This window comes from Dactylosporangium sp. CS-033363, assembly GCF_050942475.1.
GTDB lineage: Bacteria > Actinomycetota > Actinomycetes > Mycobacteriales > Micromonosporaceae > Dactylosporangium.
Genome location: NZ_CP192032.1, coordinates 5,508,147 through 5,525,671 on the forward strand (window position 1 = coordinate 5,508,147; position 17,525 = coordinate 5,525,671).

The 17,525-nt window shown below is 72.4% G+C and carries 14 protein-coding genes; 11 read left to right on the plus strand and 3 right to left on the minus strand.

What is annotated here, in order from left to right:
* Nucleotides 1-308 precede the first annotated feature (308 nt).
* Both ACQPZ4_RS25455 and ACQPZ4_RS25460 read right to left on the minus strand, forming a co-directional pair.
* Nucleotides 309-1,148: a pentapeptide repeat-containing protein gene (locus ACQPZ4_RS25455; protein ID WP_433066037.1), complete on the minus strand. Its 840-nt coding sequence runs from the start codon at nucleotides 1,146-1,148 to the stop codon at nucleotides 309-311.
* Entirely contained in the window at nucleotides 1,141-1,626 is a 486-nt protein-coding gene (locus tag ACQPZ4_RS25460) for a PRC-barrel domain-containing protein (RefSeq protein WP_433066039.1), read from the minus strand. The genes ACQPZ4_RS25455 and ACQPZ4_RS25460 overlap by 8 nt, the downstream gene beginning before the upstream one ends.
* A gap of 76 nt (nucleotides 1,627-1,702) precedes the next feature.
* Between ACQPZ4_RS25460 and ACQPZ4_RS25465 the strand changes: the two genes are divergently transcribed.
* Nucleotides 1,703-2,482 (plus strand): hypothetical protein, encoded by a 780-nt coding sequence (locus ACQPZ4_RS25465; protein WP_433066042.1) that lies wholly within the window; start codon nucleotides 1,703-1,705, stop codon nucleotides 2,480-2,482.
* Entirely contained in the window at nucleotides 2,475-2,984 is a 510-nt protein-coding gene (locus ACQPZ4_RS25470; protein ID WP_433066044.1) for a hypothetical protein, read from the plus strand. Before ACQPZ4_RS25465 ends, ACQPZ4_RS25470 begins: the two co-directional genes overlap by 8 nt.
* A 35-nt stretch (nucleotides 2,985-3,019) precedes the next feature.
* Here ACQPZ4_RS25470 and ACQPZ4_RS25475 read toward each other — a convergent pair whose 3' ends face one another.
* The gene (locus tag ACQPZ4_RS25475) at nucleotides 3,020-6,427 is read right to left on the minus strand and encodes a trypsin-like peptidase domain-containing protein (protein WP_433066047.1); all 3,408 of its coding nucleotides are present in this window, start codon (nucleotides 6,425-6,427) and stop codon (nucleotides 3,020-3,022) included.
* 120 nt (nucleotides 6,428-6,547) lie between these two features.
* Between ACQPZ4_RS25475 and ACQPZ4_RS25480 the strand changes: the two genes are divergently transcribed.
* From ACQPZ4_RS25480 to ACQPZ4_RS25520, 9 genes are all read left to right on the plus strand, one after another.
* A complete protein-coding gene (locus tag ACQPZ4_RS25480; protein ID WP_433066050.1) occupies nucleotides 6,548-7,660 on the plus strand; it encodes a sensor histidine kinase in 1,113 nt (370 codons plus the stop codon).
* The gene (locus ACQPZ4_RS25485) at nucleotides 7,657-8,307 is read left to right on the plus strand and encodes a response regulator (protein WP_433066052.1); all 651 of its coding nucleotides are present in this window, start codon (nucleotides 7,657-7,659) and stop codon (nucleotides 8,305-8,307) included. The genes ACQPZ4_RS25480 and ACQPZ4_RS25485 overlap by 4 nt, the downstream gene beginning before the upstream one ends.
* A 25-nt stretch (nucleotides 8,308-8,332) precedes the next feature.
* On the plus strand, nucleotides 8,333-8,650 hold the full coding sequence (locus ACQPZ4_RS25490; RefSeq protein WP_433066055.1) for an ArsR/SmtB family transcription factor: 318 nt from the start codon (nucleotides 8,333-8,335) through the stop codon (nucleotides 8,648-8,650).
* Nucleotides 8,647-9,144: an SRPBCC domain-containing protein gene (locus ACQPZ4_RS25495; protein ID WP_433066058.1), complete on the plus strand. Its 498-nt coding sequence runs from the start codon at nucleotides 8,647-8,649 to the stop codon at nucleotides 9,142-9,144. Before ACQPZ4_RS25490 ends, ACQPZ4_RS25495 begins: the two co-directional genes overlap by 4 nt.
* Nucleotides 9,145-9,314: 170 nt before the next feature.
* Entirely contained in the window at nucleotides 9,315-12,452 is a 3,138-nt protein-coding gene (locus ACQPZ4_RS25500) for a glycosyl hydrolase family 95 catalytic domain-containing protein (RefSeq protein ID WP_433066061.1), read from the plus strand.
* A 242-nt stretch (nucleotides 12,453-12,694) separates the two neighbouring features.
* Complete coding sequence (locus ACQPZ4_RS25505) at nucleotides 12,695-14,005, plus strand: L-fuconate dehydratase (protein ID WP_433066063.1); 1,311 nt, start codon at nucleotides 12,695-12,697, stop codon at nucleotides 14,003-14,005.
* Nucleotides 14,002-15,039: a sugar ABC transporter substrate-binding protein gene (locus tag ACQPZ4_RS25510; RefSeq protein ID WP_433066066.1), complete on the plus strand. Its 1,038-nt coding sequence runs from the start codon at nucleotides 14,002-14,004 to the stop codon at nucleotides 15,037-15,039. The genes ACQPZ4_RS25505 and ACQPZ4_RS25510 overlap by 4 nt, the downstream gene beginning before the upstream one ends.
* The gene (locus tag ACQPZ4_RS25515; RefSeq protein WP_433066068.1) at nucleotides 15,036-16,520 is read left to right on the plus strand and encodes a sugar ABC transporter ATP-binding protein; all 1,485 of its coding nucleotides are present in this window, start codon (nucleotides 15,036-15,038) and stop codon (nucleotides 16,518-16,520) included. The genes ACQPZ4_RS25510 and ACQPZ4_RS25515 overlap by 4 nt, the downstream gene beginning before the upstream one ends.
* Nucleotides 16,517-17,512 carry an ABC transporter permease gene (locus ACQPZ4_RS25520; protein ID WP_433066071.1) on the plus strand — a complete coding sequence of 332 codons (996 nt, stop codon included), beginning with the start codon at nucleotides 16,517-16,519 and terminating at the stop codon, nucleotides 17,510-17,512. Before ACQPZ4_RS25515 ends, ACQPZ4_RS25520 begins: the two co-directional genes overlap by 4 nt.
* The last annotated feature ends 13 nt before the right edge of the window (nucleotides 17,513-17,525 follow it).

A 17,525-nucleotide genomic window follows, 5' to 3' on the forward strand; every position in this document is an offset into this window, starting at 1 on the left:
CTGCCGCTCGGCCGGCGCCTCGACCACCGGCTGCTCGGCGTGGCCCGGCACGCGTACCCCCGCCTCGAAGCCGAGCGGACGTAGCGCGACGGACCTCCTCGGCCGGGCCGAACTGCCGCTCGGCCGGCGCCTCGACCACCGGCTGCTCGGCGTGGCCCGGCACGCGTACCCCCGCCTCGAAGCCGAGCGGACGTAGCGCGACGGACCTCCTCGGCCGGGCCGAACTGCCGCTCGGCCGGCGCCTCGACCACCGGCTGCTCGGCGTGGCCCGGCACGCGTGCCCCCGCCTGGAAGCCGAGCGGACGTAGTCAGTTGCGGTGCAGGTGCCCGCGGCAGCTGCCCCGCGCCTGGTCGCTGTCGGTGCCGTCCGGGCAGATGGTGCCCCGCCAGATGACGCCGACGATCGAGGCGCCCGACAGGTCGGCCCCGGTCAGGTCCGCGCCGCTGAGGTCCGCCCCGTCGAGACGCGCGTTGTGCAGGTCCACGCCCCGCAGGTCGGCCCCGGTGAGGCGGGCGTTGCGCAGGTCGGCGACCGGCGCGCTCACCGGCGGATTGGCGGCCCAGGCGAAGGCCATGATGCCGACCGCGGCGACCGCCGTCGCCCCCAGCAGCCGGCCGAGCGAGCGCCGGAACCGCTCGCGCAGCAGGAGATGGGCCGCCATGTCCTCGACCGCGGCGATGCGCTGGTCCAGGTCGGCGACCGCGGCCTCGTCCTCCTCGGTCGCGTCCGCCGCGGCCAGCCGCTCGACCCGGGCGGCCCGGCGGGCGACCAGCTCGGCGGTCGTGGAGTACCCCTGCAGGTACTTCCGGTTCTCCCGGAAGAACCGCACGACACCCGCCATCGGGCCGCGGCGGGCGTGCCAGTGCCGCGTCAGCTCGTCGACCACCACGGTGTGCGGCACCAGCAGCTGCACTGCGGTCCAGATCATGTACGACACGGCGCTGAGCGCCACCACGGCCCCGGCCACCGCGATCCAGAGCCGGGCGTGATCGACCGTGTCCGGGGCCGTGGCGGCGAGCCGGCCGATGTTGGACAGCTGGCTGCCGGCGATCAGCGCCGCGCCCACCGCCGCGGAGCTCGCCATGAGCCACTTCGCGGCGTCGCGGATCCGGGAGTTCGCCTCGGTCAGCGGGCCGCCGTCAGGCACGCGCGGGCCCGGGGTCGTCGGGCGACGGCTCGTCGCCGGTCAGCGCCGGCCGGATGATGACGATCGGCGGGAGCCGCCGCACGTCGGGGTGCAGCGCGGCGACGTCGCCGACGTCCTCGATCCGCTCGGTGACCGGCCGCGCGCCGGGCTCCACCACGCCCGCGCCGTAGCGCTCGAGCACGTATGCGAGCTCGCCGATCGACAGCGGCGTGCCGGCCGAGGCCGTCGGGCCCCGGGTGACCATGTCGGCCGCGAACCGCACGGTGATCTGGCCGCCGTCCATCCGCGCGCCGTCCGCCGGAATGATCCATTGGTGTTCGTCATCGGCCGCACCGACCTGCAACAGGACGATTCGCTCCGTATCGGCCTCGATATGGATGGCGACGACATTGCCGAGCCGTTCGCCGCCGAATGCGCGGACCGGCATGCCGCGCAGCCGCGCCGGTTCCGCCATTTCTCCGGACGCCCCATCCAGCATCGCGGCACCATAGCAGATTGCCGATCCCCCGAGCGCGCTCTTGCCGCGGGCCTTGCGAACTGATACAGGTTTCCGCATGTCGCCCGACCTCGAGAATCCGATCTTGTACGTCGAGGAGATACGCCGTTTTCCGCTGCTCCCGAGACGGGCGCTCACGCCGGGAACGGTCGCCGTGTACCGAAAGAACAACGGACGGCTGGTCACCTTTCCGGGTGCATTGACGGCCGGTGAAATGTTCTTCCGGGGCGTCCGCGTGGTGTACGAGGTCGACGTCACCGAGCATCCGTTCGAGGCCGAGATCCGGGTGGCGTGCGGCACCGAGACGGTCTCGGTGCACGTGGTGGCGACCTGGACGGTCGTCGATCCCGTCCCGGTCGTCGAGAGGCGGCTGACCTATGTGCCGCAGACCTGCCTGGCCGAGCTGCGGGTCCTGCTCACCCTGCTGGCGGGCGCGGTCGGCGCCACCGGGCTGGACGGCTTCCGGATCGCGGTCGCGGCCGGGCTGCCCACGTCGGTGCCGGTCGCCGACGGCGTCCTGCTGCGGCGGGTCTCCGCCCGGGTCCGCGCTCTGCCCGCGCTGCAACGCGTGTCGGCCGGCGCCCTGGAGACCCTCGCCGAGCTCCTGCTGCAGGACGAGGACGGGACACCGAGCGTCGCGGCGATCGGCGACGCCTGGCAGGAGGTCCACGACATCGCGGAGGCGGGCCGCCGCGCATTGGCGGGCACCGATCCGGGGCAGCCGGACGACGAACGGGACCAGGCCGTCGCGCTGGCGGTCGACCGGTTCTCGGCATTGACCGGCACCTTGCGCCGGCAGTTCGACGGGCTGACCGCCGCCCGGGCCGCCGATGACTGAGCTCGCCACCCGGATCCTCGGCTGGCTGGTGCACGCCTCGGACCAACCGGCGCGGCTGTTCGTGTTTCCGGCGGCCGTCCTGCTCGTGCTGATCGTCGTGCGCATCGTCCTGCGGCGCGGGGTGCCGTGGTTCTTCCGGGAAATCGCCGCCCGGGTGCTCATTGTCGTCGTGGGCGGTGCGGTCGTCGCCGTGCTGGCGCTCGATTTCCTCCTCGCCTCGGCGTGCCGCCTGATCCGGCTGCGCCCGCCGGCGCTCGCGTACCTCATCGGCGACGCGGGCACCTCGGGCGGCCGGTGGGCCCACAGGCACCTGCGGCGCCTGGCCGCCGCCACCCGGACCCGCTACCGGGTCAACGGCCTCGTCGTGCTGGCCGCGGCCGCGCTGACCATCTGGTGGCTCAACCGGCAGACCTGCGGCCTGGTCGCGGACGCGAGCTGCGAGCCGCCGGTGTCCGCATGGGTCGACAGCTTGGGCGCGGTATGGCGGGCGGCCTTCGGCTGAACCTCAACAAAGCTGGACCTCACCAAAGCTGGACCTCACCGCCGCCGGGCGCCGCGGTTGCCCAGCAGGATCGCCGCGGCCAGCACGGCGACCACGGTGTCCGCCGGACCGCGCCGCGGCAGGCTCACCAGCCACCCGAGGTGCTCGCGGACCAGCGCCGGCACCTCGCGGCGGCGCAGCAGCCGCCCGAGACACCGGGCGGCCGCGACCCGCACCCCCACGGGCAGCTGCGCGTCGGCGGCACACGCGGTGAGCTGCTCGACGTCCGCCCTGGACCGCAGGAACAGCCACTGCAGCGCGTCCCGGCGCAGCGCCGTGCCCTGGGCGTCGTCGTAGACCCAGGTCCACAGCAGCTCGGTGGCGCCGTCCTCGCCCTCCGGGCACAGCAGCCAGGCCGCCGCGACCCGCTGCGGCGGGCTCGTGCGCGGATCGTCCGCCAGCAGCTCGAACGCGAGCCGGGCCAGCTCGGGGCTCACCGCCGCGAGGGCGCGGGTGGCGTGCAGGCGCCGGGCCCAGCCGATCGTCGAGGAGCGCAGCAACGACCGCAGGGCCGCCGCGGCGCCGTCCGGGTCCCATCGGGCCAGGACGCAGACGGCCGCGACGAGCTGGGCGGCGAAGTCGTAGGACACCGTCGTGACGGCCAGGTCCGGGTCCAGGCGGTTGATCTCCAGCCGCTCGGCGTCGCGCAGCGCCGGCCGTGGCCGCGCCGTCTGGCTGGCGAAGGCGAACGCGACCGGCCCGGCGCCGGCCGGGAGCCACTCGGCGCTGTCGGACTCCGCGGCGATCTGCAGGTACGTCAGCGCCTGCTGCCGCACGGCCGCCGACCGGCGCTCGTCGAGGCTGCGGCGCACCAGGGCCGACATGGCCGCCGGGACGCCGCCGACGGCCATGAGCTGGATCAGCGCGACGCTGACGATCGCCTCCGAGCGGTCGGTCTCCACGGTCTGGGCCAGCCGCTGCAGCGCGTGCCGCCGGTCGTGTTCCTCGCCGACCTGGGCCAGCGAGCGCAGGGCGCGCAGGCGGTGCTCGTCGGGCACCCGCCCGGAGTACGCGAGGGCCGCCAGCACCTCCAGGCCGGCGTCGCGCTGGGCCGCGACGCCGTCGGTCACCAGCGCCCGGGCCGCCTCGATGCGCTTGAGCACCGGCAGCTGCCGGTCGGTGGCCAGCCCCTCGACGGCGTCGTTGCCGGGCGCGCGGATCACCACCGCGCGCAGGAGGTGGTTCACGGTGGCCAGGGCGTCCCGCTGCGACTGGCCGAGCCGGCGGACCGCCTGCTCGCTGAGCTGCACGACGGCCGCCGCGGTGTCGCCGGCCAGCGCCCCGCCGTCCTCGATGATGAGCGCGGCGTTCTCCACCGACCGGGTGCGCGGGTGGGCCAGCAGCGTGCGGAAGATCCGGCCGGGGTCGTTGCCCGAGCGCACCCAGCCCGCCAGGGCGAACATGCCGAGGCTGTCCGGTCCGCGGGAGTCCAGGTCGGCCAGCCAGTCGTCGAGGTCGAACTCGGCGCTGCGGATGCGCGCGGCGAGGTACTCGGCGAAGCTCTGGTGCACGAACACGATGTCGTCGCCGTAGGGCGTCACGAGCCCGGTGCTGAGCAGCAGCTCCTGCAGGTGTTCGCGGCCGACGCCGAACGGCAGCGGGAGGCCGGCGGCCGCGAACCAGGCCACCGCGATCTCCAGCAGCGGCCGCCGGTCGTTCTTCAGCTTCAGCAGGGCCAGGTGGCTCAGGCAGTCCAGCCGCCGGTCGAACGCGGCGTCGGCGAAGCGCTCCGCGTCCCGGCCGAGGTCGCGCATCTGCAGCAGCAGCATCTCGCGGCTGCCGTGCGCGGTCTCGCGGTGGGTGAGGAAGACCCGGACGAACTCCTCGTAGAGGCCCGCGCGGTCGATCGGCAGCGGGGCGTCCGGCCGCTCCTCGTAGACGACGGCGGAGATCGTCGCCAGCAGCGGCACGCGCACCAGCGCGGCCAGCCCGCTCGTGCGCACCGTGGCCAGGAAGTCCTCCGGGTCGACGGCGGAGCGCTCGCCCTGCTCCGGCCGGTACCAGTTGAACGCGAACGCCCGGACCGCGTCGGCGTCGAACGGGCGCAGCAGGTACTCGCCGAGCCGGTCGGTGTCGCGGTCCGTCAGGCTGCCGCGCAGCTGCTCGAACTCGTCCTCGACCAGGCGGCGGCTGGTGACGACGAACCGGGCCCGCGAACCGTACTCGGCCACCCGGACGGCCAGCCGGGACATCAGCTCCTGCCGCTGCCCCGCGTCGAACACCTCGTCGAGCCCGTCGACGAGGATGAGCCACTCGGCGCCCGGGACCGGCGGCCGGTCGAACACCTCCGGTTCCAGCCGCAGATCCTGGTGCAGGCCCAGGTCGCTGTTGACGGCCCGCGCGATCGACTCGAACCACGGGCCCCGGGCCAGCAGCTCGGTCGCGCTGGTCCGCACGGCGAGCAGCCGGCCGAACCGGGGCTCGTCCTCCTCGGCCGTCTCCGGGTCGGCCCCGAGCCACCAGGCGGCCGAGGCGCCGATCAGCTGCTGCAGCAGCGTCGACTTGCCGCCGCCCGGGCCGCCGACCACCAGCGCGTTGCGGTGCCGGCGGATCATCTCGGCGGGCGTGATGATGTCCGGGTCGCCGGGGCCCGCCGCCCCCGCGCCGTGCGCCGCGAACCGCGTCTCGGCCCGCTGCTCGACGTAGACGGTGGCCAGCGGGGGCGCCGCGCGGCGGGAAAGGCGGCGCAGCTTGTACGGGTACTTCTTCGCCGCCTCCCGCTGCGCCACCAGCATCCGGTGCTGCCAGCTGCCCGGCAGCGGCCGCAGGAGCTCCGGCAGCGGCGGCAGCCGGTCCGCGATGTTGCGGCGGCGCTGGTCCAGGAACCGGCGGATGACGTCCGCGCCGACCAGGAACCCGCCGTCGGCCTTGTTGACCCCGCCGGCCTTGAGCATGCCGAAGACCTCGCCGGTCCCGGGCTGCACGGCCGGCGACCCGCTCATGCCCGGCGGGACCGCGCCGGTGTCGAGCTTGACGTAGTTGCCGCCGGTGCCGACGACCTTGACGCCGAGGATGTCCGGCGCGACCCCGTCCACCGGTGTGCTCTGGCTGTTGCCGACCACGACGAGCGACGCGCCCGGCAGCGGCTTGCCGGACACGAACAGCACCGGGTGGTCCAGCGGCTCGACCAGCCCGACGACACCGATGTCGGGGTACGGGTACAGCCGCCCCGCCACCGCCGCCAGCTCGTCGGACAGCTTCGGCGCGGTGACCAGCACCTCCGCCGGCCGCAGCTGCCCGGCCCAGGCGACCAGGACCCGCTGCGGCGCCCGGCGCAGGACGTGCGCGCAGGTGACGATGGTGCGGGGCGCGACGAAGAACCCGCTGCCGAGAAACGTGTCGTTCCACCAGAGCTCGACGACGCAGGTGCGGGCCACATCGTGCTCGAGGGAGATCGACGGCATCCCGGTCGCGCCCCTTCCACGTCGCCACGCTCGGTCGTACCACGGTGATGGCACCCGCATGCGGGCGTCAATCGAAAGTCGCATTGAGCCCGAGCGCGCCCGGATGGTGGAATCGGTCGGGTGAGGGGACGCGCGGTCGACCTGGTGCTCGCCGGCAGCGGGCTCGGGCTCGGCGCGCTCATGTTCGCGACCGGGCAGTACCAGGCGCACGTCGACGCGCGGTGGCTGTTCGTGCCGCTCGTCGTGTGCTGCGGGGCGCTGCTGCTGCGCCGGGCCGCGCCGCTCGCCTCGGTGCTCATCGGCACGGCGGCGGTGGCCGGGGACATCGCGATCGGGCCGTCCCTCGCCACGCCGCTCGTCTACACCCAGGTCTTGTACGACGCGTGCCTGCACGGCACCGCCCGGCTCGCCCGGGTGCTGCTCGCCGCCAGCGTGGTCGGCTCCGTCGTCACCGCCGTGGCGTGTCTGGTCGTGCTCAACGACTTCCGGGCGGTCGGGCTCGGGGTGCTGCTCGCGCTCGTGACCGTCGTGCCGGTCCTCACCGGCACCCACGTGCGCCACCACCGGGACCAGGCCGCCGCCGCGCGCCGGTCGGCCGAACAGGTGGCCCGCCTGGCCGAGGCGGACCGGGCCAACGCCGTCGCCGCCGAGCGGGCCGGGATGGCGCGGGAGCTGCACGACGTCATCGCCAACCATCTCAGCGCCGTCGCCATCCACGCCACCGCCGCGCTCTCGGCCGACCTCGGGCCGGGCGGGACCCGGGCGGCGCTCAGCGTGATCCGGGAGAACAGCGTGCAGGGCCTGGCCGAGATGCGGCGGATGGTGGGGTTCCTGCGCGACCCGGCCGCGCTGCCCGACAACGCGCCCGGCGGGCTCGGCGCGCTCGACGACCTGGTGGCCCGGGCCGGGCTGCCGGTCCGCCTCGAGGTGCGCGGCGCGCTGCAGGACGTGCCGGTGAGCGTGGACCTGGCGGCGTACCGGATCGTGCAGGAGTCCCTGACCAACGCGCTCAAGCACGGCGACGGCGGGCCGGTTTCGGTGGACGTCTCGTGCGGTCCTGCGGCGGTCACCATCACGGTCCGCTCACGCCGGCAGCACCAGGAGATCAACCAGGGCGCCGGCCTCATCGGCATGCACGAGCGGGCCGCGTTGCTCGGGGGCGAGCTCAAGGCCGGGCCCGACGACGACACCTGGGTGGTCGAGGCCCGGCTGCCGTGGGAGACGACGGCATGATCACGGTGCTCGTCGCCGACGACCAGCCGGCGGTACGCGCCGGGCTCGTCCTGATCCTGCGCAGCCACCCCGGCATCGCGGTCGTCGGCGAGGCCCCGGACGGCGCGGCGGCGGTCGAGATCGGGCTGCGGCTGCGGCCCGACGTGGTGCTCATGGACCTGCGGATGCCGCGCCTCGACGGGGTCGCCGCCACCCGCGAGCTCGTCGCCGGCGGCGTCACCGGGGTCCTCGCGCTGACCACGTTCGACCTGGACGAGTACCTGTTCGGGGCGCTGCGGGCGGGCGCGGCCGGGTTCCTGCTCAAGGACGCCTCGGCCGAGGAGCTGGTCCAGGCGGTGCGCACGGTGGCCCGCGGCGAGGGCGTGGTCGCGCCGGCCGTCACCCGCCGGGTCCTCGGCGCGTTCGCCGGGCCGGTCGCCGAGGCGCCGGTGCCGCTGCCGGTGCCGGTGGGGCTGCTGACCGCCCGGGAGCGCGAGGTGCTCGAGTGCCTCGGCGCGGGGCTGTCCAACGCCGCCATCGCCGCGCGGCTGGGCATCGCCGAGGCGACCACCAAGACGCACGTGTCGCGCATCCTGGCCAAGCTCGGGCTGCAGAGCCGCATGCAGGCCGCGATCGCCGCCCGGCGGGTGACCTCGCTTGACACGTGACCAATTGGTCACATAACTTGGGGCCGTGGACGACGATCGCGTCTTCAAGGCCCTCGCCGACCCCACCCGGAGGTTTCTGCTCGACCTGCTCTTCGCGCGTGACGGCCGCACGCTGACGGAGCTGGAGTCCGAGCTGGAGATGACCCGCTTCGGGGTGATGAAACACCTGAAGGTCCTGGAAGAGGCGAACCTCGTGGTGACCCGGCGCAACGGCCGGGAGAAGCTGCACTTCCTCAACGCGGTGCCGATCCGGCAGATCCACGACCGGTGGATCGACAAGTACACGTCGGACACCGCGCAGGCACTGCTCGATCTGAAGAACGCTCTGGAGGACGACACATGACCGGAACCCAGGTGTACAAGGTCTACATCAAGGCCGACGCGAAGAAGGTCTGGGAGGCCATCACCTCGCCCGAGTGGAACAACCGCTACGGCTACCGCGGCGCCACCGAGATGGACCTGCGCCCGGGCGGCAAGATCGTCGGGAGGTCGAACGCCGGCATGATCGCCATGGGCGCGCCGGAGGTCGGCACCGACGGCGAGGTGCTCGAGGTCGACCCGCCGAACAAGCTGGTGCAGACGTTCCGGATGCTCATGGACCCGAACGTCGCGGCCGAGGGGTTCACGAAGCTGACGTACGAGCTCAAGGAGGGCAAGGACGGCGTCACCGCGCTGACCGTGACCCACGAGCTCGACAACGCCCCCGGCATGGCCCAGGTCATGGCGGGCGCGTTCGAGGAGATGGGCGCCGGCGGCGGCTGGCCCTGGATCCTCAGCGACATGAAGTCCGTGCTGGAGACGGGCAAGGGCTTCGGCGACGAGGAAAAGGCCGACTGAATCATCCAACCTCTGGGAGACTGAAGGCTGGCAAATGGTGCACCGCGGCCATTGACGAAGCTGATACCTCCCATGTTGACTGCAGGCATTAGCGGACGACCGTCCGCGGCCCCGCGTTCGGCGGGTGTGGGCCGCGGGCGGTCGCCCAACGTCCTGCAGAAGGAGAACCCGTGTCCCGCCGACTCGCCCTCCTGGCGGCCGCCACCGCCCTCGTGGGCTCGCTCGTCGCCGTCCTGCCCGGCGAAGCCGCCACCGCCGCCACCACCGACCAGGCGTTCAACCCGGCCACCGGCGCGCTCGACGTCGACTACGCCGGCTACCTGTCCAAGCACGACGTCGTCTACAACAGCCCGCAGACCAATCCCTTGTACGGCCTGACGGTCGGCAACGGCCGCACGGGCGCGATGGCGTGGAGCGCCAACGGGATCACCATGCAGGCGTCCAACGTCGACGCCTCCGAGCAGTCGGCCTACGCCGCCGGCCTGGTGAACCTGAACACGAGCCCGGCCCTGGACTCCGGGTCGAGCACGTACCAGCAGCGGCTCTCGCTCTACGACGGCACGCTGACCACGAAGTACGACAGCAACCGCACCGTGACCGTGCTCGGCGTGCCCGGCTCCGAGGTGATGGGCATCCACGTCGAGGACTCGCGCACCGGCCTCGGCACCACCACCCTGGACCTGAGCATGTGGGACCCGGCGACGGTGGGCAACAGCGCCGACGTACCCAACCTGGACACGTGGCGGCAGATCAGCACGTTCGCCGACAGCAGCGCCGCCGGGTTCAGCCGCGGCCAGAGCGATCCCGGCGGGTTCGGCTACACCCTCGCCGCGACGGTCGAGGGCGCCGCGTACTCCACCCAGGTCGTCGGCGGCCGCCAGGTCCGCCTGAACATCACGCCGACCGCGAGCTACACGGTGTGGTTCACGGTGGCGAGCCGGATCAACGCGGCCAACCGCGACTCGGTCGCCGCCGCCCGCAGCCAGCTGGCCGCGGCCAAGAGCGCCGGCTACCTGACCACGCTCAACAACTACCGGAACTTCTGGCACGCGTTCTGGGCGAAGTCGTTCGTGCAGTACTCGGGGGCGGCCGGCACCGGCGACTACCTCGAGAACGTGTACTACCTGGCGACCTACATGATCGCCGCGGGCGGCTTCGGCAACTACCCGTTCCACTTCATCAACGGCGTGTTCCGGGCGACCCAGGACACCACGAAGTGGAGCAACGGCTACTGGTTCTGGAACCAGCGGGACCTGTACAACTCGATGCTCGCCTCGAACCACGTGGACCTGTTCGCGACCGAGAACCGGCTCTACAGCCGCAACTACACCGCGCTGAAGGCCTACACCCAGACCCGGTACGCGATCGACGGGCTGTGGACGCCCGAGACGATGGGCTGGGACGGCAACGCGCGCGGCACGGTCGGGTCGGACTTCGTCAACGACATCTACTCGACCGGCACCGAGGCCGCGTACAACATGTACCTGCAGTACCGCTACACCGACGACACCGCCTACCTGCAGAGCACCGCCTACCCGTTCATGCGCGAGGTGGTCAAGTTCTACCAGGCGAAACTGACGCGGAACGCGAGCACCGGGAAGTACCAGATGGCCTCGTCGAACGCGCACGAGACCTATTGGGACGTCAAGAACGCGATCACCGACCTGGCCGCGGTCCGGCTGCTGTTCCCGCTGACCATCGCGGTGAGCACCCAGCTCGGCGTGGACGCGGGCCTGCGGGCCGGGTGGCAGGACGTGCTCACCAACATCGAGCCGTACAAGGTGAGCAACGGCGCCTGGCTGCCGCACGACCCGCCGTCGGTCCAGCAGCGCAACGGCGAGAACGTGACCTCCGAGCTGATCTGGCCCTACGACCTGACCGGCATCGGCGCGGCCGACTACCAGACCGCGCTGAACAGCTGGAACACCCGGCCCAACCCCTACAGCAACGTGTGGGCCAACGACGCCGTGCAGGCCGCGCGGCTGGGCCTGGGCGACCAGGCGCTGTCCGGCATGAAGCTGATGCTGCAGCGGTACCAGAACTACCCCAACGGCATGACCAACAACACCAACGGCGTGTTCGAGTACCTCGGCGTGCACCTGGCGGCCATGAACGAGACGCTCATGCAGTCCTACAACGACAGGATCCGGGTCTTCCCGGCGGCCCCCAACGACGCGAACTTCAGCGGGAAGTTCACGCTGCTGGCCAAGGACGGCTTCCTCGTCACGTCGGAGCGCGAGGGCAACGAGACGAAATACGTCGGGCTCAAGAGTTTGTACGGCAAGCAGGCCCGCGTCGTGAACCCGTGGGGCACGCAGGAGGTCCGGGTCCGCCGGGTCTCCGACAACGCGATCCTCGCCACCGGCACGGCCGGCGAGGTCACCTTCGCCACCGCCGCGAACACGGTCTACGTGGTGGAGCGCACCGCCAAGCCGCTGACGTCCTACACCCGCGCCACGCTGACCGGCACCGCCAACAACGGCCAGAAGACCCTGTCCGGTACCGCATCCACGCTCGGCACCCCCGGCTCCGGCCAGCCGGGCCTGGTCAACGACACCGCGCTCACGTACGACGCGAACTGGTTCCTGACCACCGGCCGCGGCTACGGCGACTACAACGACGACACGCACCACAGCACCACGGCCGGCGCCGCCGCGAGCTACACGTTCACGGGCACCGGCGTGCAGGTGCTCTCCGAGCGCTTCAGCGACATGGGCAACATGGACGTGTACATCGACAACGTCTTCCAGGCCAACGTGAACCTCTACGCGACGGGCGCCCGGCAGGCCCAGCAGACCGTGTACACCAAGACCGGCCTGGCCAACGGCACCCACACGATCCGGATCGTCAACAAGACCACGTCGGTCGGGATGGTCGACGCGCTGCGGATCACCACCGGCACCACCCCGCCGCCGGCCGGATCGGCGCTGCGGGCCCAGGTGAACACCCGGTACGTGACCGCCGACGCGGGCGGCACGAGCCCGCTCATCGCCAGCAAGACCACGATCGGTACCGCGGAACAGTTCGACGTCGTCGACCTCGGCGGCGGGCTGGTCGCGCTGCGGGCCCGGGTCAACGGCCAGTTCGTCTGCGCCGAGAACGCCGGGGCCAACCCGCTCGTGGCCAACCGGGCCCAGGCGGGCTCGTGGGAGACGTTCCGGCTGCTGCGCAACTCCGACAACAGCGTGAGCCTGCAGGCCACGGTCAACAGCCGGTACGTGACGGCGGAGAGCGCGGGCGCGGCCCCGCTCATCGCCAACCGGGACGCCATCGGCCCCTGGGAGAAGTTCGACCTCGTCACCGCCTGACGTGAGCGTGCCGGCCGCGGATCTCTCCGCGGCCGGCACCTGTCCCGTGGTGCCGCGTCGGCGTCACGACACCCGGGCGTCACCCCGGTCCGCGGCGGTGGCTCCGCCCCGACGAACCGATGGGCAACCCTCGATTCGATAGTGAACATCGGAGGTCTCCCGGCGTCAATACCGGGACGAACTTCTGCCGTACGGCAACAAAGCCTTGCCATGGGAACGGCCGCCTGCTAAACATCCGATGTATGAGCGAACGGTTCACGTCCCTGGATACCTACGACGTGCGGTTCCCCACGTCCCGCCAGCTCGACGGGTCCGACGCGATGAACCCCGACCCCGACTACTCGGCCGCCTACGTCGTCCTGCGCACCGACGCCGCCGACGGCCACGAGGGCCACGGGTTCGCCTTCACCATCGGGCGCGGCAACGAGGTGCAGACCACGGCGATCGTGGCGCTGCGCCCGTACCTCGTCGGCCGGCGCGTCGCCGACGTGCTCGGCGACCTCGGCGGCCTGTGGCGGGAGCTGGTGCACGACTCGCAGCTGCGCTGGCTGGGCCCCGAGAAGGGCGTCATGCACATGGCCATCTCGGCCGTGGTCAACGCCCTGTGGGACCTCAAGGCCAAGCGGGCCGGGCTGCCGCTGTGGCGGCTGCTGTCCGCGATGTCGCCGGAGGAGCTGGTCGAGCTCGTCGACTTCCGGTACCTCACCGACGCGCTCACCCCCGCCGAGGCCCTGGAGATCCTCAAGCCCGGGACCGAGGGCCGCGAGGAGCGCATCGCCGCGCTGCTCGCCGACGGCTACCCCGGCTACGCCACCTCGCCGGGCTGGCTCGGGTACGACGACGAGAAGCTGACCCGGCTGTGCCGCGAGGCCGTCGCGGCCGGCTTCACCCAGATCAAGCTCAAGGTCGGCGCCGACCTCGGCGACGACCTGCGCCGGATGCGCATCGCCCGCGAGGTGTGCGGGCCCAACGTGCGCATCGCCGTCGACGCCAACCAGCGCTGGGACGTCGGCACCGCCGTGGAGTGGGTGCGGGCCCTGGCCCCGTTCCACCCGTGGTGGGTCGAGGAGCCCACGTCGCCCGACGACGTCGTCGGGCACGCCGAGATCGCCCGGCGGATCGCGCCGATCCCGGTCGCCACCGGCGAGCACGTGCAGAACCGGGTCGTGTTCAAGCAGCTGCTGCAGCTGCGCGCGGTCTCGTTCGTCCAGCTCGACGCCGCCCGCGTCGCCGGGGTGAACGAGAACGTGGCGATCCTGTTGCTGGCGGCCAAGTTCGGCGTCCCGGTCTGCCCGCACGCGGGCGGGGTGGGGCTGTGCGAGCTCGTCCAGCACCTGTCGATGTTCGACTACGTGGCGGTCTCCCGCTCCATGCACAACCGCGTCATCGAGTACGTCGACCACCTCCACGAACACTTCACGGACCCGGTCCGCCTACGCGCAGGCCGCTATCTCGCGCCGACGGCGCCCGGGTTCAGCTCCACCATGCGGCCCGAGAGCCGCGCTCAGTTCGCCTACCCCGACGGACCGATCTGGAACGAGGCCACGCCATGAGAATGCTCCCGCCCCTCATCGCCGCCACCCTGCTCATCTCCCTCGCCGCCTGCGCCGACGACCCGGCCCCCGGCGGCTCGGCCTCCGGAGGTGCCGGCTCCCCCATCGCCGTGGACCTGCCGCGCGCCGACTCCGACTTCTGGAACTCCTACGCGAAGTACATCCCGCAGTACGCCAAGGAGTCCGGCATCAACCTCATGACGCCGACGAACTCGCAGAACGACATCGCCAAGCTCGTCGCCAACACCCAGGCATTGACGAGCCAGGGTGCGAAGGCCATCGTGATGGCACCGCAGGACACGGGCGCCATCGCCACCACGCTCACCACCCTGGAGCAGAAGAAGATTCCCGTGGTCACCGTCGACACCCGGCCCGACAAGGGCAACGTCTACATGGTGGTGCGCGCCGACAACAAGGCGTACGGGCAGAAGGCCTGTGAGTTCCTCGGCCAGAAGCTCGGCGGCAAGGGCAAGGTGGTCGAGTTCCAGGGCGCCCTGTCCTCGGTGAACGGCCGCGACCGGTCCGAGGCGTTCGCCGCGTGCATGCAGTCCAAGTTCCCCGGCATCACGGTCTTCGCCGAGCCCACCGACTGGGAGGGCGCCAAGGCCTCGGCCGCGCTGCAGACCCGCCTCGCCCAGCACCCCGACATCAACGGCATCTACATGCAGGCGGGCGGCGTGTTCCTGGCCCCGACGCTGCAGCTGCTGAAGTCGAAGAACCTGCTGGTCCCGCCGACCGATCCCAAGCACATCTTCATCGTGTCCAACGACGGCATCCCGCAGGAGTTCGACTCGATCCGCAAGGGCGAGATCGACGCCACCGTCTCCCAGCCCGCCGACCTGTACGCCAAGTACGCGCTCTTCTACGCCAAGGCCGCGGTCGACGGCAAGACGTTCCAGCCGGGCAAGACCGACCACGACAGCACCATCGTCCAGGTGCGCGACGGCGTGCTCGAGGACCAGCTGCCCGCGCCGCTGGTCACCAAGGACAACGTCGACGACAAGGCCCTGTGGGGCAACCAGATCGGGAAATGATGTCCGCTGCGCACCCCGCCGTGGAGGCCTCGAGCGTCACCAAGCGCTTCGGGGCCACCACGGCGCTGTCCGAAGTCTCCCTGCGCATCGCGCCCGGCGAGACCCACGCGCTCGTCGGGCGCAACGGCGCCGGCAAGTCCACCCTCGTCTCGCTGCTGACCGGGCTGCACAGGCCCGACGGCGGCGAGATCCGCTTCGGCGGTGCACCCGCGCCGCCGGTCGCCGACCGCGGGGCGTGGCGGGCGCGGGTCGCCTGCGTCTTCCAGCGCTCCACCATCATCCCCACGCTCACCGTGGCCGAGAACCTGTTCCTGAACCGGCAGGGCACTGTCGTGCGCTGGCCGGCGCTGCGGCGGCGGGCCGCGGAGCTGCTCGACGAGTACGCGGTCGACGTCGACCCGCGGGCCCTGGCCGGGGACCTCGGCGTCGAGCAGCGGCAGCTGGTCGAGATCGCCCGGGCGCTGTCGCAGGGCGCGCGGTTCATCATCCTCGACGAGCCGACCGCCCGCCTGGACGCGACCGCGATCGAGCGGCTGTTCGGGCGGCTGCGGTCGCTGAGCGCGGCGGGCGTCACGATGCTGTTCATCTCGCACCATCTGCGGGAGGTGTACGACGTGTGCGACACCGTCACCGTCCTGCGCGACGCGCGGTGGGTGCTGACCTCGCCGGTCTCCTCGCTCGGCCACGACGACCTGGTCACGGCCATGACCGGGGAGGCGGTCGGGCTGACCTCCGTGGCGCCTCGAGCGGCTTCTTCGGCGGACGTCGTGCTGGGGCTTGGCGATTTGTCCGCTTCGGGCCGCTTCGGGCCGGTCTCGCTCGACGTGCGCGCCGGCGAGATCGTCGGCGTGACGGGGTCGGGCAGCAGCGGCAAGGTGGCGCTCGCCGAGGCCGTCGGCGGGCTGCTCGCACCGTCCTGCGGAACCGTGCGCGCCGGCGGCGTGGCCGTGAAGGCCGGCGTTCCCGCGGCGCTCGCGGCCGGGATCGGCCTCGTCCCGCAGGACCGGCACCGGGAGGGCCTCATCCCGCTGCTGTCGGTGGCCGAGAACGCCACGCTGCCGATCGCCGACCGCCTCGGACCGGCCGGCGTGATCGTGCCGGCGCGGCGCCGGGCGGCGGCCGAGGCGTTCATCCGGCGGTACGACATCCGCGCCGAGGGCCCCGACGCGCCCGTCGCCAGCCTGTCCGGCGGCAACGCGCAGAAGGTGGTCCTGGCCCGGGCCCTGGCCGCCGGTCCCAGGGTGCTCGTGCTCATCAACCCGACCGCGGGCGTCGACGTGCGCTCCAAGGAGTCGCTGCTGGGCGCCGTGCGGGCCGCCGCCGACGGCGGTACCGGCGTGCTCATGGTCTCCGACGAGCTCGACGACCTGCGCCACTGCGACCGGGTTCTCGTCATGTTCCACGGCCGGATCACGGCCGAGCTGCCCGCTGGGTGGAGCGACACCGACGTGGTCGCCGCCGTCGAAGGAGTCGCCGCATGACCGCCGCCGCCACCGCCCCCCGCCCGTTGCTGAAGTTCGCCCGGCTGCGCGACCTGGCGCTGGTGCCCGCCATCGCCGTGCTGCTCGTCGTCGGCGCGGTGATCGACCCGGTGTTCCTGTCCCACTCCAACCTGGTCAACGTGCTGCAGCAGGTGACCGAGCTGTCCCTGGTGGTGCTGGCCGAGACGCTGATCCTGATCGGCGGCCGGTTCGACCTGTCCCTGGAGTCGACCGTCGGGCTCGCCCCGGCCCTCGGCGTCGCCCTGGTGATCCCGGCGGCCAGCCACGGCATCGGCACCGAGTGGTCCACCGCCCTCGCGGTGCCGATCTGCCTGCTCGTCGGCGCGGCCATCGGGGCGGTCAACGGGGTGCTGATCCTGCGCTTCGGGCTGTCGGCCTTCATCGTGACGCTCGGGATGCTCACCACCGTGCGCGGCCTGCAGATCGGCATCACCGGCGGGCAGAGCCTGTTCGACCTGCCGCCGTCGGTGTCCTACCTCGGCACGGCCGTCTGGCTCGGCCTGCCCCTGTCGATCTGGATCTGCGCCGTGCTGTTCGCGGCCGGCATCGCGTTCCTGGGCTGGTTCCGCCACGGCCGGGCGATCTACGCCATCGGCGGCAACGTGGACGCGGCCCGGGCGGCCGGCATCCGCACCGACCGGATCATGTACGCGGTGTTCATCGTGGCCGGACTGCTCGCCGCCCTGGCCGGGCTGCTCATGACCGGCCGCCTCGGCTCCATCGCCGCCGCCCAGGGCAACGGCATGATCTTCCAGGTGTTCGCGGCCGCGGTCATCGGCGGGGTCAGCATGAACGGCGGCAAGGGCACGCTGTTCGGGGCGCTCTGCGGGGTGCTGGTGCTCGGCCTGACCACCAACATCCTGACCCTGGCCGGCATCGACGCCCAGTGGTTCCAGGCGGTCAACGGCCTCATCATCCTGGTCGCCGTGATCATCGCCCGGGTCACCAGCGGCAAGGCGCAGGACTCGTGAGGGTGGGCGGGAC